Here is a 14,275-nt window from a genome sequence, read left to right on the forward strand (position 1 = left end):
TTTGTGCCCGTGTGTTTTTGCCGGGCAAAAAAAATCGCGACCCGCAGGTCGCGATTTTTTTATGCCTTACCAGGTCACGCCGAATCCGGCCGTGTATCGGGTCTTGTCCAGGTCCGCATCCTCCGTCCCGTCGATAATGTCTCGCTCGGCCTTGAGATTCAGCGACGCCCAGTCTGTCACCTTGTAACGCAAGCCCATCTCGGCATCCAGGGCATATTCGGCCACGCCGGACAATGGTTTACCCACCTCACCATTGGTGAAGAACTCGACTTTCTTGCCAATCAGATAGCGGTTGTAATCCCACTTCATGGCCACCGAATAGAAGTTTTCCTTACTGCCGTCGGCGAATTGATAGTCCGTCCGGTTGACCAGCGAACCGAGCGAGAACGCACCCAGTTCATCATCCCAGAACTGATAACCAGGACCTGTACCGACGGTACGCTGGCGGGACAGATCCTCGACCTTGTCACGCTTGTAGACCAGGCGACCTTGCCAGAACCATTTTTCCGTCAGGAAACGGTCGAGGGAGTACTCTCCCCGCCAATTATCGGTAGTGACCACGTCATCCTGGAATTCGCGGTTGTACTCGCCTTCTGCGGTATGTCTCCACCGACCATGGCGCGCCGTGGTCTTGAAGTCGATGTCGTAATCGTCGGTATCCTTGTCAGCCCGCTGATAATCCAGCGCCGCATCGATATTGCCTTTCCACACCAGATCCTCGACCACAGGCTTGGGCTTGAGGATTTGTTGGACGCTCGCCAGCTCTACCGTCTTGGGCCCATCACCGTTTTCCAGGGTCACCTTGCCATCATCCGCCGCGCGCAGCGACTTGGCCTTCTCGCCGGTGTAGGCGTCCTGCTTGACCAGCAGTTGCTGATCACTTTCCAGAGTCTTGACCTGCTTCCAGTCGATTGGCACCGCACCGGCGTACTCCGTCTGGACCAGCAACTTGCCACCGTCGAACAGGATGATTTTGCCGCTCAGCTTGTCACCGTTCTTCAACCAGACGGTATCGGCGAGCAAGGGAGTGGAAGCACTGATGACAGCGAGGCACAGCAAGGTTCTGGACAACATAAGCAAAAACGGGCTCGGGTTCGCGAAAAAAAGTCGGCATTATCCTCAGGAATAAGACCCTGGCAACGACTGACCCAACTTTTTCTATTGAGTTCATTTCTCAACTGGCAATCCAGCATTTACTCTACAGACGGTACTGCGAACGACTTCAGGAACTGCAAACGTGATCGAGCCGACCGAAAAACCCGAAAGCGCCGCGCAAATCCGACGCACGGCGCTCTACCTGACACTTGCGCAAGTACCCGAAGGCAAGGTCGTGAGTTATGGTCAACTCGCCGAACTGGCGGGACTGGGACGCGCCGCTCGCTGGGTCGGCAGGACACTGAGCCAACTGCCCGGCGACAGCAAATTGCCTTGGCATCGCGTGCTCGGCGCCGGCGGGCGCCTGAGCCTGCCCGCAGGCAGTCCCTCCGGGGACGAACAGCGCGCGCGACTACGCATGGAAGGCATCAGTGTCCTGAACAATCGTGTTGATATTCAGCGCCATGGGTGGCGCCCGGTAGAGCACAGCGGTTAGAGTGCGCGCTTTGTTTCCGTATTTCTTGAGGCAGACTCCAGCCCATGCCCCGTAAAACCTGGCGCGCCGCGCTTGCTGCCTATGCCAGCCCTTCGACGCTCGTACTGTTATTGCTGGGTTTCGCCGCCGGCTTGCCCTACATGCTGGTGTTTTCGACGCTTTCGGTCTGGTTGCGTGAAGCCGGTGTGGCGCGCGAAACCATCGGCTACGCGAGTTTGATCGGCCTGGCCTATGCCTTCAAATGGGTCTGGTCTCCCCTGCTCGACCAATGGCGCCTGCCGTTGCTCGGCAAACTCGGCCGACGACGTTCCTGGCTGGTGTTGTCGCAAGCGCTGGTGATTCTGGGCCTGGTCGGGATGGGCTTTTGTGACCCGCAAAAGCATTTGTCCTGGCTGATCGCCATCGCGGTGGTCGTGGCCTTCGCCTCGGCAACGCAAGACATTGCAGTGGACGCCTACCGCCTCGAGATTGCGGATGACAGTCGCCAGGCGGCGCTCGCCGCCAGCTACATGTCCGGCTATCGCATCGCCGCACTGCTGGCCACCGCCGGCGCATTGTTCTTCGCCGAGGGCTTCGGCTCCACCGGCTTCAACTACAAACATTCGGCATGGGCTGGCACTTACCTGCTGTTCGGCGCCCTGATGGTCCCGGCGCTGCTCACCTCGCTGTTCATGCGTGAGCCTTCGGTACCCCTGCGCACGCAATTGCAGGCCGGGCGCTACAGCTTCGTGCATCAATTGGCCTCGGTGTTCGTCCTGATCGTGCTGCTGGTGTCCGTGCCGGCCATGTTTACCCAGCTCTACAACACCGACTTCGCCAGCGTGCTGTTCGAAGGAGAGAGCCTGCTCGACCTGCTGCTCGAAGACCGCGCGTTCCTGCGCGCCATCCTCTACACCACCCTCACCGCCCTGTGCCTGTCGGCCATGGGTCGCCGAGGCCTGGCACCGGTGCTGACGCCGGTCAACGACTTCATTCTGCGTTATCGCTGGCAAGCACTGCTGCTGCTGGGGCTGATCGCCACCTACCGGATGTCCGATACGGTAATGGGCGTGATGGCCAACGTGTTCTACATCGACCAGGGCTTCACCAAGGACCAGATCGCCAGCGTCAGCAAGATCTTCGGCCTGATCATGACCCTGGTGGGCGCCGGCATGGGCGGCCTGCTGATCGTGCGTTTCGGCATCCTGCCGATCCTGTTCATTGGCGGCGCAGCGTCGGCGGGCACCAATATATTGTTCCTGTTGCTCGCCGACATGGGCGCCAACCTCAACATGCTGATCCTGACCATTTCCCTGGACAACTTCAGCTCGGGCCTGGCGACCTCGGCATTCGTCGCCTACCTGTCGAGCCTGACCAACCTCAAGTTCTCCGCCACCCAATACGCCCTGCTCAGCTCGATCATGCTCCTGCTGCCGCGCCTGATCGGTGGTTATTCGGGCGTCATGGTAGAGAAATTCGGTTACCACAACTTCTTCCTGATCACCGCCCTGCTGGGTGTTCCGACGCTGCTGCTGATCGCCTTGCACTGGTTCCAGGAGAACCGTCGCGCAGGTCCGACACCGAAAGCGGAACCGGCTCCTACCCAGGTCGTGGAAGAATCGTAGGGAACACCAGCAGAAATCCTACAGAGGACGGGGTCAATCCCGTCCTCCTGCCACCGCACCGACCGCACGCCTGTACGACAGCGGAACTCGCCCGTACAATGCTCCGTCATTTCTCGTCATCAGCAATCGATAACGGCCAACCATGCGCACCAGTCAATTTTTGCTTGCCACACAAAAAGAAACGCCTTCCGACGCGGTCGTGATCAGCCATCAGCTGATGCTGCGCGCCGGCATGATCCGCAAACTCGCCTCGGGCCTGTACACCTGGCTGCCGATGGGCTTGCGAGTGATGCGCAAGGTCGAAGCCGTCGTTCGCGAAGAAATGAACGCCGCCGGCTCGCTCGAAGTGTTGATGCCGAGCACTCAACCGGCTGAGCTATGGCAGGAATCCGGGCGCTGGGAAGAGTACGGCCCTGAATTGCTGCGCTTCAAGGATCGCCACGGTCGCGATTTCTGCGCAGGCCCGACCCACGAAGAAGTCATCACCGACCTGATGCGCAACGAGTTGAGCAGCTACAAGCAGCTGCCGATCAACCTGTATCAGATCCAGACCAAATTCCGTGACGAGATCCGTCCACGCTTCGGCTTGATGCGCGGCCGCGAATTCATCATGAAGGACGCCTACTCGTTCCACGCTGACCAGCCATCGCTGCAGGTCACGTACGATCGCATGCACCAGGCGTACTGCAACGTGTTCACCCGCCTGGGCCTGAAGTTCCGTCCGGTTGAAGCCGACAACGGTTCCATCGGCGGCGCCGGTTCCCACGAATTCCACGTACTGGCCGAGTCCGGCGAAGACGATATCGTCTTCAGCAACGGCTCCGACTACGCCGCGAACATCGAGAAAGCCGAAGCCGTACCGCGTGAAACCTCGCGTCCAGCGCCAAGCGAAGAGCTGCGCCTGGTCGACACGCCAGACACCAAGACCATCGCTGCGCTGGTGGAAAAATTCAATCTGCCGATTGAAAAGACCATCAAGACCCTGATCGTGCACGCCGAAGAAGAAGGCAAGCTGATCGCCCTGATCATCCGTGGCGACCACGAGCTGAACGAAATCAAGGCCGCCAACCAGCCTGGCGTCGCCAGCCCGCTGGTCATGGCCTCCGATGCCGAACTGCGCGACGCCATTGGCGCCGGCGCCGGCTCCCTGGGCCCGCTGAACCTGCCACTGCCAATCATCATCGACCGTTCCGTGGAGCTGATGAGCGACTTCGGCATCGGTGCCAACATCGACGACAAGCACTACTTCGGCGTGAACTGGGAACGCGACCTGCCGGTTCCGACCGTTGCCGATCTGCGTAACGTGGTCAGCGGCGACCCAAGCCCGGATGGCAAGGGCACCCTGGAAATCAAGCGCGGCATCGAAGTCGGGCACATCTTCCAGCTGGGCAACAAGTACAGCAAGGCGATGAAGTGCGAAGTGCTGGGCGAGAACGGCAAGCCGGTCACCCTGGAAATGGGCTGCTACGGCATCGGCGTTTCCCGCGTGGTTGCGGCTGCCATCGAGCAGAACAACGACGACAAAGGCATCATCTGGAGCGACACCTTGGCACCTTTCCAGGTTGCCCTGGTGCCACTGCGCTACGAAACCGACCTGGTTCGCGAAGCCACCGACAAGCTGTACGCAGAACTGACTGCCGCCGGCTTCGAAGTGCTGCTGGACGACCGCGACAAGAAAACCAGCCCGGGCATCAAGTTCGCGGACATGGAGCTGATCGGCATTCCTCACCGGATCGTGGTCAGTGACCGCGGCCTTGCCGAAGGCAACCTGGAATACAAGAGCCGTACCGAGGCCGAGCCGCAAGCGCTGCCGGTTGCTGACGTGCTGCCTTTCCTTCAGGCCCGTATCCGCCGCTGAAACCAGATAGAGACGTCATGTTCAAGCGAAACACCTTAGGCCTCGGTGGTGCCGCCCTGTGCGGCACCCTGCTGGTCAGCGGCTGTGCCAACCACATGTCACAACGCAGCGAGCACGAGGAACGTGTCGAGCGCAAATTGCTTGATCACAGCCTGCAGATCGATGTGGGTGAGCCCAAGGTGCTTGAGCTCCCTCAACGCCGGGTGAAAATCCACGAGCAGAAGACTTTCGAAGTCACCGAGTTCGAGGTCACCCGCCATTACGATCGCTACACGCCGTACCAACCCTGGCGGGAGGTCTATGAAATCCCGCTGGGCGCGGTCGCGGTGGTGGCCGGGGTCGGCGCCAACGTGGCCAACGTGTTTGCCCTGGGCAATCTGCCGGACAGCATGACCAGGGACTGGTTCAGCTACGGCTTCGCCGGGCTCAACCCGTTCATGAACGTGCAATCCCATGGTCGCGCCCAGCAGAACCTGGCCGGTATCGACGAAGTGCAGCTCGACAAACGCACGGAGTACTCGAGCCTGCCCTGGAGCGAGCGCCCGGTCGAAGTCAAGGCTGGCAAGGAAACCTTCGAGCTGAGCACCGACAAGAACGGCGTCTTGCGCCTGAACCTGCTGGACAGCCCGTTCGCCGAACATGACCTCAATCATCTGAGCAAACTGCAGATCAACGTCCAGGACGCCAAGGACGATGTGCACAGCGATTCGTCGCTCGCACTGAGCAGCACCTTGCGTGGCAAGTTGCTCGAAGCCCATGGCTTGATTTACGACGATCTTGAAGACGACGAAGTGAGTCAGTGGGTTCACCGGGTCAAGCGCCTGTCGGAACTGGGCCTGGAAGAAGAAGCCACCGAGCTGGAACAGAGCCTGATCGAGCTGACTCGCAACGATCCGGAGCTGCAGACCGAATTCCTCAAGTCCTTGACCAAGGATGCCGGGCGACTGGTGGCGGATCCGGGACCCAATTAAAGCTTTTGTAGGAGCGAGCTCGCTCGCGAAGGTCGTGAACGATAACGCGTAAAACCAGATGCCAAAAGGCGCCTGTGGTTTTTTCGCGAGCAAGCTCGCTCCTACAACCGCTCAAACAACTCCATCTGCTCAAACCCGCCACGCAAATCCTCCAGCCTCACCCCCACGCCCAACAACCGCACCGGTTTACCGCCACGGTTGAACGCCTGCGTCAGCAACAACTGATAACTGCCCAGGTCCCGCCCCGCCCCCGCCTGCTCCAGCGTGGTCTGGGTGAAATCATGGAACTTCACTTTGACGAAGGGCTTGCCCGGCCGATAGCTGCTGTCGATTCGCGCCATGCGCGAGGCGAGGGTTTCCAGCAGTTCCGGCAACTTGTCCAGGCAACTGCGCAGGTCCGGCAAGTCGACGTCGTAGGTGTTTTCGACACTGATGGACTGGCGGCGGCTGTCGTTATGCACCAGGCGGTCATCGATCCCACGGGCCAGGCTCCAGAGTCGCTCGCCAAAACTGCCGAATTCGCGCACCAGCGCCAACTTGTCCCACTCGCGCAGCTGGGAACAGTCGACGATGCCGAGCTTGCCCAGCCTGTCGGCGGTGACCTTGCCGACCCCATGCAGCTTGCTCACCGGCAAGCCACTGACAAACGCCTCGACCTGATCCGGGGTGATGACAAACAATCCGTTGGGCTTTTTCCAGTCACTGGCGATCTTGGCCAGGAACTTGTTGGGCGCCACCCCGGCGGAGACGGTGATATGCAATTGATTGGAGACGCGCCGACGAATGTCCTGGGCAATTCGCGTGGCACTGCCGCCAAAATGCGCGCTATCCGACACATCGAGGTACGCCTCATCCAGGGAAAGCGGCTCGATGATCTCGGTGTAGTCGCGAAAGATCGTGTGAATTTCCCTGGACGCTTCTCTATAGGCGTCCATGCGCGGCTTGACGATCGTCAGGTCCGGGCACAGCTTCAATGCGTGCCCCGAGGACATGGCCGAGCGCACGCCATAGGCCCGGGCTTCATAATTGCAGGTGGCTATCACGCCACGCCGGTCTGCCGACCCGCCGACCGCCAGGGGTTTTCCAGCCAGGCGCGGGTCGTCCCGCATCTCGATGGCGGCGTAGAAGCAATCACAATCGACGTGGATGATTTTTCGCTGGGTCATTTCAACGCGGTGTTCATGGGGTAGAAATAGCGTCACGCGGTGTAGGAAAACAGTATCTCACTGACAACTGTATATAGCACCAGTATCTTGAGCGTTCCTTTTCACTCGCAGGAACGCTCCGTTGAATTTATTTTCTCAATCAAGAAGTTGGCTCCAATAGAGCCGCAGGCCTTGCCACGCCTGCCTCTCAGGCCACCCGAGCGCCGCAATATGCAGCTAAGCGATTGAACCGGAAGAGGTTTTGTCAAAATTGCAGGTTGACACCCCCGCGCATTTCTATAGAATTGCCAACACAGACGCGGGATGGAGCAGTCTGGTAGCTCGTCGGGCTCATAACCCGAAGGTCGTCGGTTCAAATCCGGCTCCCGCAACCAAACATCAAAAAAGGCTACTCGAAAGAGTGGCCTTTTTTGTGCGTGTCAGTTTTGTGATCAGCATCCTCCCCCCCTTATGGCGGCCTGTAGCACGACGCCATAAGAAATCGTTCTGATTCCGAAACTTAGGTCCACTCCTCGCGCTTTTTGCCCTTTCTCAAACTTATTTGACCCAGTTTGGGATTAACGGTTGACACCCCGGCGATTCTCTATAGAATGCCGCCACACAGACGCGGGATGGAGCAGTCTGGTAGCTCGTCGGGCTCATAACCCGAAGGTCGTCGGTTCAAATCCGGCTCCCGCAACCAAACATCAAAAAAGGCTACTCGAAAGAGTGGCCTTTTTTGTATCTGTAGAAAAAGTCCTTTCGCAACAATGATCTGTCACTGTGTGGTGAACCTTCCGGGCTCACCGATGCGCTGAGTTCCGACTATGCTCAATCGCACATTGCACGCTCTACGACTCAAGACGAACTGTCACCGGGACTCGGTGCCAGGCGTTATTATTCGTGATTATTTTTTTCTACAGGGATTGGTAACTTGGCTGGATACCTCCATCCTGTCGCGCACAATCCAAGAGGTGATTGATGCGCGCCAACTCGTCTGATCCACAAGACACCGTCACAGCGACACAACCGATCAAGGCGCAACGGCTGCGTTTGCTTGACCTGATCAGCAAGTACCGTCAACCCATCGGCCTGGCGGTCACCCTGTTGTTGTTCACCATTGCCCTGATTGCCTGCCGTCACTTGTTGAGCGAACTCGACCTGGACGCCTTGCACGACTCGATCCTCGAGGTTCCGCAACCGGCGCTGCTGGGCGCGCTGGCTGCTACCGTCGCAGGCTTCATCATTTTGCTGGGCTATGAATGGTCGGCCAGCCGCTACGCCGGCGTCAGCCTGGCACCGCGAACCCTGGCACTGGGCGGCTTCACTGCCTTCGCGATCGGCAATGCCATTGGTCTTTCGATGCTGTCCGGCGGCTCGGTTCGCTACCGCCTGTATGCGCGCCATGGCCTGGGCGCCACTGAAGTCGCGCGCATGACGTTGTTCGCCAGCCTCTCGCTCGGCTGCGCCCTGCCACCGCTTGCCGCGCTGGCGACACTCAGCGACCTGCCCGCAGCCTCCACCGCCCTGGGGCTCTCACCAGTCCTGCTGGGCACCATCGCGACGGCTGTGCTGTTGCTGTTCGCGGTACTGGCCATCGGCATCTACCGTCGGCGCCTGCCGGAACAACCGTACGCCGACAACCTGCTGGTGCAGATCGGTCGCCGCACCTTGCGCCTGCCCGGGCGCCGCCTGACCTTCCTGCAACTGGTGATTACCGCACTGGACGTGGCCGCTGCCGCCACCGTGCTCTATCTGTTGTTGCCGGAAGCGCCACCGTTCGGCGCGTTTCTCCTGGTTTACCTACTGGCCCTGGCCGCTGGCGTGCTCAGCCATGTACCGGGCGGGGTCGGCGTATTCGAAGCGATTTTGCTCGCGGCTTTCTCCGACAAGCTCGGCGCCGCGCCACTGGCTGCCGCCCTGCTGCTCTACCGATTGATCTATGTGGTGCTGCCGATGCTGGTGGCCTGCCTGTTCCTGTTGATCAGTGAAGGCCAGCGCCTGTTTCAGACGCGTCAGACCCTGCGTGCCGCCTCAGGCCTGGCCGCGCCTATATTGGCGGTGCTGGTGTTCCTGTCCGGCGTTGTGTTGCTGTTCTCCGGCGCGACACCGGAAATCGACACGCGCCTTGAACATATCGGCTTCCTGATCCCGCATCGTCTGGTCGACGCCTCGCACTTTGGCGCCAGCCTGATCGGTGTGTTGTGCCTGTTGCTGGCCCAAGGCCTGCGTCGTCGACTGTCGGCAGCCTGGATGCTGACCACCATTCTGCTGCTGGTCGGCGCCCTGCTCTCCCTGCTCAAAGGGTTCGACTGGGAGGAAGCCACTCTGATGGTGCTGACGGCGAGCCTGCTGGGGGTTTTCCGGCGCTCGTTCTATCGCCCCAGCCGCCTGACCGAGGTGCCGTTCTCGCCCCTGTACCTGGTGGCAAGCGTGTGCGTACTCGGTGCCTCGATGTGGCTGCTGTTGTTCGCGTACCAGGACGTTCCCTACAGCCATCAACTCTGGTGGCAGTTCACCCTCGATGCCGATGCCCCCCGTGGCTTGCGCTCGCTGCTCGGCGCGGCGGTCCTGCTGGTGGTGGTGTCCCTGACCTGGTTGCTGCGCACCGCACGCCCGGTCATCCACCTGCCGACAGCCGATGAGCTGGAGCGCGCGAGCAAGATTCTCATGGCATCCGCCCAACCAGATGGCGGCCTGGCCCTGACCGGCGACAAGGCGCTGCTGTTCCACCCCAACGACGAGGCGTTCCTGATGTACGCCCGCCGCGGCCGCAGCCTCGTAGCGTTGTATGACCCGATCGGTCCGGGCCAGCAACGGGCGGAAATGATCTGGCAGTTCCGCGACCTGTGCGACATCCATCACGCCCGCCCCGTGTTCTATCAAGTGCGCGCGGAGAACCTGCCGTACTACATGGACATCGGCCTGACCGCGATCAAGCTGGGCGAAGAAGCCAGGGTCGACCTCAAGCGCTTTGACCTCGAGGCCAAGGGCAAGGAGATGAAGGACCTGCGCTACACCTGGAACCGTGGCACCCGCGACGGCCTGTCGCTGGAAATCCATGAGCCGGGCCAGGCGCCGATGGACGAACTCAAGGTGATTTCCGATGCCTGGCTGACCGGCAAGAACGTGCGCGAGAAAGGCTTCTCCCTCGGCCGCTTCAGCGACGATTACCTCAAGCACTTCCGCATTGCGGTGATCCGTTTCGAAGGCCGCCCGGTCGCGTTCGCCAACCTGCTCGAGACCTACGGCCATGACCTGGCCAGTCTCGACCTGATGCGCGCGCACCCGGACGCCCCCAAGCTGACCATGGAGTTCATGATGGTCGGCCTGATCCAGCATTATAAGAGTCACGGATACGCGCGCTTCAGCCTGGGCATGGTGCCGTTGTCGGGGTTGCAACCCCGTCGCGGCGCACCATTGACCCAGCGCCTGGGCTCGATGGTCTTCCGCCGTGGTGAGCAGCTCTACAACTTCCAAGGCTTGCGCCGTTTCAAAGACAAGTTCCAGCCTGACTGGGAACCCCGTTATATGGCCGTGCCCGCCGGACTCGATCCGCTGGTTGCCTTGGCCGACACTGCCGCCCTGATCGCGGGCGGCTTGACTGGATTGGTGAAACGCTGATGATTCAACGCTCCCTGCGCTATGTACTGGGCACCCTGGTAGTGGTGGCCCTGATTCTCGGTGGTGGCTACTGGTACCTCAAACGCCCGGCACCGGAACCGACCCTCGAACTGCTGACCCCGACCGATGGCGCGGCGATGACCCGCGTTATCCCCGGCACCACGCCCAAGGCCCAGGTACTGGTGGCGGTCAACGAAGACCAGAAACTCAGCGACAAGCAATTGCTGACCCTGAGCCGTAGCGGTTCGGCGCAGATTGTCCAGGTAATCCTGCCCAAGGACTGCCTGCTGCAAAGCCGTGCCTTGCAATCGGGCCTGCGCGAACTGAAAGGCCCGGCCACCCTGGTCAGCGGCATCGGCCCGGGCGCGGTGCTGGCCTGGCGCTGGCTGTCCGAGCAGAAGAACGACAAGGCCCAGGCCGTGTCGGTGGACCTGGCCCTGGAAAAACCCGGCTGCACCCACCTGCTGCCGAAAAGCGCGGCCCATGGCCACTGGCTGGTGGCGTGGAACGACAACCCGGACGACACCAGCGCTGGCTTCGTGCGTGACCAGCCCAACGCCGAAACCAGCATCAGCGACTACGACATCAACCTGCCGCAAGTGCTGAACAACGAACTGCGCAAACTGTTGGTCGGTGGCGACAAGGACGCGGGCGGCTTGCAAATTCCGGTGGTCGAAGTGCCGGCTGGTCAGGCCAAGGATACCGTCACGCTGTTCCTTTCCGGTGACGGCGGCTGGCGCGACCTCGACCGCGACGTAGCGGGTGAGATGGCCAAGATCGGCTACCCGGTGGTCGGCATCGACACCCTGCGCTACTACTGGCAGCACAAGAGCCCAGAGCAAAGCGCCCTGGACCTCGCCGAACTGATGCAGCACTACCGGCAGAAATGGGGCACCAAGCGCTTCATCCTGACCGGCTACTCGTTCGGTGCCGATGTGCTGCCAGCGATCTACAACCGCCTGGCAGAGTCCGAGCAGCAGCGCGTCGACGCCATTATCCTGCTGGCCTTCGCCCGCACCGGCAGCTTCGAAATCGAAGTCGAAGGCTGGCTCGGCAACGCCGGCAAAGAAGCCGCCACCGGCCCGGAAATGGCCAAGCTGCCCGCCGCCAAAGTGGTGTGCATCTTCGGCGAAGAAGAAATCGACGAAAGCGGCTGCACCGACAAGACCGCGGTGGGCGAAGCCATCAAGTTGCCTGGCGGCCACCACTTCGACGAGAACTACCCGGCCCTGGCGCAGCGGCTGGTGGATGTGATCCAGAAGCGGCAAGCGCAGGAAACTGAAGCCCAGGAATAATCCGGGCCGCACAAAAAAGCCCCCGCTACCGCAAGGCAACGGGGGCTTTTTCATGCAACACCACCCTGTAGGAGCGAGCCTGCTCGCGATGGACGTCAACGATAACGCTGGCTGTCTGAATGCCCGCGGTGCACTCAGGTTTTTCGCGAGCAGGCTCGCTCCTACAGGAAGCCTTACATCTCCACCTGCGTCCCCAGCTCAATCACCCGGTTCAGCGGCAGGTTGAAGAAGCGCAAATTGCCGTTGGCGTTCTGCAACATGAACGCGAACAGCGCCTCGCGCCACCGGGCCATGCCTTCGAGCTTGGAGGCGATCACCGTCTCGCGGCTGAGGAAGTACGTGGTGCGCATCGGACTGAAGTCCAGCTCATCGAGATGACACAGCTTCAGCGCCTTCGGTACGTCCGGCTCATCGGTGAAACCGAAATGCAGGATCACCCGGAAGAAGCCTTCGCCGTAGGATTCGACCTCGAAGCGCCGGCTCGCCGGCACTCGCGGAATGTCTTCGTAGACCACCGTCAGCAGCACCACCTGCTCGTGCAGCACCTGGTTATGCAGCAGGTTGTGCAACAGCGCGTGGGGCACGGCGTCCGGTCGCGCGGTGAGGAACACCGCCGTGCCCTGCACGCGATGCGGCGGTTGCACGGCGATGCTGCTGATGAAGATCTCCAGCGGCAGGCCGCCCTCGTCGATACGCTCCACCAGCAACTGCTTGCCACGCTTCCAGGTGGTCATCAACACAAACAGTGCAAAACCGGCGATCACCGGGAACGCCCCGCCCTGGACGATTTTCGGCACGTTGGCGGCAAAGTACACACCGTCCACTATCAGGAAACCCAGCAGGACCGGCACCGCCAGCACCGGCGGCCATTTCCACAGCAGCAGGATTACCGCCGACACCAGGATACTGGTCATCAGCATGGTCCCGGTCACCGCCACGCCATAGGCCGAAGCCAGGGCACCGGAGGATTCGAAACCGAGCACCAACAGCACCACGCCGACCATCAACGCCCAGTTCACCGCGCCGATGTAGATCTGGCCCTGCTCGGCGCTGGAGGTGTGCTGGATGTGCATGCGTGGAATGTAGCCAAGCTGGATCGCCTGGCGGGTCAGGGAGAACGCCCCGGAAATCACCGCCTGGGAGGCGATCACCGTGGCCAGGGTGGACAGCGCCACCAGCGGTATCAACGCCCAGCTGGGTGCCAGCAGGTAAAACGGGTTGCGCGCGGCTTCCGGATCGCCCAGCAGCAGCGCCCCCTGGCCGAAGTAATTGAGCACCAGCGCCGGCAGCACCAGGATGAACCAGGCACGGGCAATCGGCTTGCGGCCGAAGTGGCCCATGTCGGCGTACAGTGCTTCGGCACCGGTCAGTGCCAGCACGACCGCGCCAAGGATGGCCACGCCCATACCCGGGTGCACGACGAAGAAACGCACGCCCCAGGCCGGGTTCATCGCCTGCAACACTTCAGGGTGCTGGATGATTCCATGGACACCCAACGCCCCCAGCACCACAAACCAGGTGACCATGATCGGCCCGAACAGAATGCCGATGCGCGCGGTGCCGTGACGTTGAATCAGGAACAACGCCACCAGCACGATCAGCGACAGCGGCACCACCCAGTGGTCGATGCCGTCGAAGGCCAGGCCCAGGCCTTCAATGGCCGACAAGACGGAAATCGCCGGGGTGATCATGCTGTCACCATAGAACAGCGCCGCACCGATCAGCCCGCAGACCACCAGCAGCGTGCGCAATTTCGCATGCCCTGCCGCCGCCCGCCGGGCCAGCGCGGTCAAGGCCATGATCCCGCCTTCGCCCTGGTTGTCGGCACGCAGGACAAACATCATGTACTTGATCGACACGACCCAGATCAGCGACCAGAAGATCAGCGCGAGAATCCCCAGCACGCCGTCATGGTTGACCGGTACGCCATAGTCGCCGGAAAACACTTCTTTGAGGGTGTACAGCGGGCTCGTGCCGATATCGCCATAAACCACCCCGACCGCCGCGACCAGCATGCCGATCGGCTTGGCCGCCGAATGCTCGGCGCCCGCCGCGTGACTACTTGCCTGACCCATCCAACACTCCTGATTCCCAGACCGGCTTCTTTGAACGAAGCACTATGCTTTGCATTGCAGCATGCGCCGTTTTACCTGTTGTTACAGACGTTTTCTTGACTGTAAAAAATCG

9 protein-coding genes and 2 tRNA genes are annotated in these 14,275 nt (G+C 61.0%); 8 read left to right on the forward strand and 3 right to left on the reverse strand.

Translation table 11 applies throughout. The annotated features are described in order from the left end of the window. Nucleotides 1–66: 66 nt before the first annotated feature. Complete coding sequence (locus HFK74_RS09145) at nucleotides 67–1,074, reverse strand: DUF481 domain-containing protein (RefSeq protein ID WP_180203219.1); 1,008 nt, start codon at nucleotides 1,072–1,074, stop codon at nucleotides 67–69. Between the two features lie 163 nt (nucleotides 1,075–1,237). Between HFK74_RS09145 and HFK74_RS09150 the strand changes: the two genes are divergently transcribed. From HFK74_RS09150 to HFK74_RS09165, 4 genes are all read left to right on the forward strand, one after another. Further along, nucleotides 1,238–1,591 (forward strand): MGMT family protein, encoded by a 354-nt coding sequence (locus tag HFK74_RS09150; RefSeq protein ID WP_180203220.1) that lies wholly within the window; start codon nucleotides 1,238–1,240, stop codon nucleotides 1,589–1,591. 44 nt (nucleotides 1,592–1,635) lie between these two features. Beyond that, nucleotides 1,636–3,195, forward strand: coding sequence for an AmpG family muropeptide MFS transporter (locus HFK74_RS09155; RefSeq protein ID WP_180203221.1), 1,560 nt, complete (start codon nucleotides 1,636–1,638; stop codon nucleotides 3,193–3,195). Nucleotides 3,196–3,337: 142 nt separating this feature from the next. After that, entirely contained in the window at nucleotides 3,338–5,053 is a 1,716-nt protein-coding gene (locus tag HFK74_RS09160) for a proline--tRNA ligase (protein WP_180203222.1), read from the forward strand. A gap of 17 nt (nucleotides 5,054–5,070) precedes the next feature. Next, on the forward strand, nucleotides 5,071–6,024 hold the full coding sequence (locus HFK74_RS09165; RefSeq protein WP_008060685.1) for a hypothetical protein: 954 nt from the start codon (nucleotides 5,071–5,073) through the stop codon (nucleotides 6,022–6,024). 101 nt (nucleotides 6,025–6,125) lie between these two features. On the opposite strand, the gene dinB is transcribed toward HFK74_RS09165, so the two are convergent. Then, on the reverse strand, nucleotides 6,126–7,190 hold the full coding sequence (dinB, locus tag HFK74_RS09170; RefSeq protein ID WP_180203223.1) for a DNA polymerase IV: 1,065 nt from the start codon (nucleotides 7,188–7,190) through the stop codon (nucleotides 6,126–6,128). A 297-nt stretch (nucleotides 7,191–7,487) separates the two neighbouring features. Here dinB and HFK74_RS09175 point away from each other — a divergent pair. The 4 genes from HFK74_RS09175 (at nucleotide 7,488) to HFK74_RS09190 (ending at nucleotide 12,088) form a co-directional block, all read left to right on the forward strand. Next, nucleotides 7,488–7,564 (forward strand) — tRNA-Met (locus HFK74_RS09175). Between the two features lie 231 nt (nucleotides 7,565–7,795). After that, nucleotides 7,796–7,872, forward strand: a tRNA-Met gene (locus HFK74_RS09180). 278 nt (nucleotides 7,873–8,150) lie between these two features. Next, nucleotides 8,151–10,793, forward strand: coding sequence for a bifunctional lysylphosphatidylglycerol flippase/synthetase MprF (mprF, locus tag HFK74_RS09185; protein WP_180203224.1), 2,643 nt, complete (start codon nucleotides 8,151–8,153; stop codon nucleotides 10,791–10,793). Continuing rightward, nucleotides 10,793–12,088: a virulence factor family protein gene (locus tag HFK74_RS09190; protein WP_180203225.1), complete on the forward strand. Its 1,296-nt coding sequence runs from the start codon at nucleotides 10,793–10,795 to the stop codon at nucleotides 12,086–12,088. The genes mprF and HFK74_RS09190 overlap by 1 nt, the downstream gene beginning before the upstream one ends. Before the next feature lie 173 nt (nucleotides 12,089–12,261). On the opposite strand, the gene HFK74_RS09195 is transcribed toward HFK74_RS09190, so the two are convergent. Next, nucleotides 12,262–14,163 (reverse strand): potassium transporter Kup, encoded by a 1,902-nt coding sequence (locus tag HFK74_RS09195; protein ID WP_180203226.1) that lies wholly within the window; start codon nucleotides 14,161–14,163, stop codon nucleotides 12,262–12,264. Nucleotides 14,164–14,275 lie beyond the last annotated feature (112 nt).

The organism is Pseudomonas sp. SbOxS1, assembly GCF_013416725.1.
Taxonomy (GTDB): domain Bacteria; phylum Pseudomonadota; class Gammaproteobacteria; order Pseudomonadales; family Pseudomonadaceae; genus Aquipseudomonas.

Bases quoted from the DNA above. Each gene is read 5' to 3' on its own strand.
- HFK74_RS09165 (WP_008060685.1), top strand. From the start codon at position 5,071: ATGTTCAAGCGAAACACCTTAGGCCTCGGTGGTGCCGCCCTGTGCGGC.
- mprF (WP_180203224.1), top strand. From the start codon at position 8,151: ATGCGCGCCAACTCGTCTGATCCACAAGACACCGTCACAGCGACACAA.
- HFK74_RS09145 (WP_180203219.1), bottom strand. From the start codon at position 1,074: ATGTTGTCCAGAACCTTGCTGTGCCTCGCTGTCATCAGTGCTTCCACT.
- dinB (WP_180203223.1), bottom strand. From the start codon at position 7,190: ATGACCCAGCGAAAAATCATCCACGTCGATTGTGATTGCTTCTACGCC.
- HFK74_RS09155 (WP_180203221.1), top strand. From the start codon at position 1,636: ATGCCCCGTAAAACCTGGCGCGCCGCGCTTGCTGCCTATGCCAGCCCT.
- HFK74_RS09195 (WP_180203226.1), bottom strand. From the start codon at position 14,163: ATGGGTCAGGCAAGTAGTCACGCGGCGGGCGCCGAGCATTCGGCGGCC.
- HFK74_RS09190 (WP_180203225.1), top strand. From the start codon at position 10,793: ATGATTCAACGCTCCCTGCGCTATGTACTGGGCACCCTGGTAGTGGTG.
- HFK74_RS09160 (WP_180203222.1), top strand. From the start codon at position 3,338: ATGCGCACCAGTCAATTTTTGCTTGCCACACAAAAAGAAACGCCTTCC.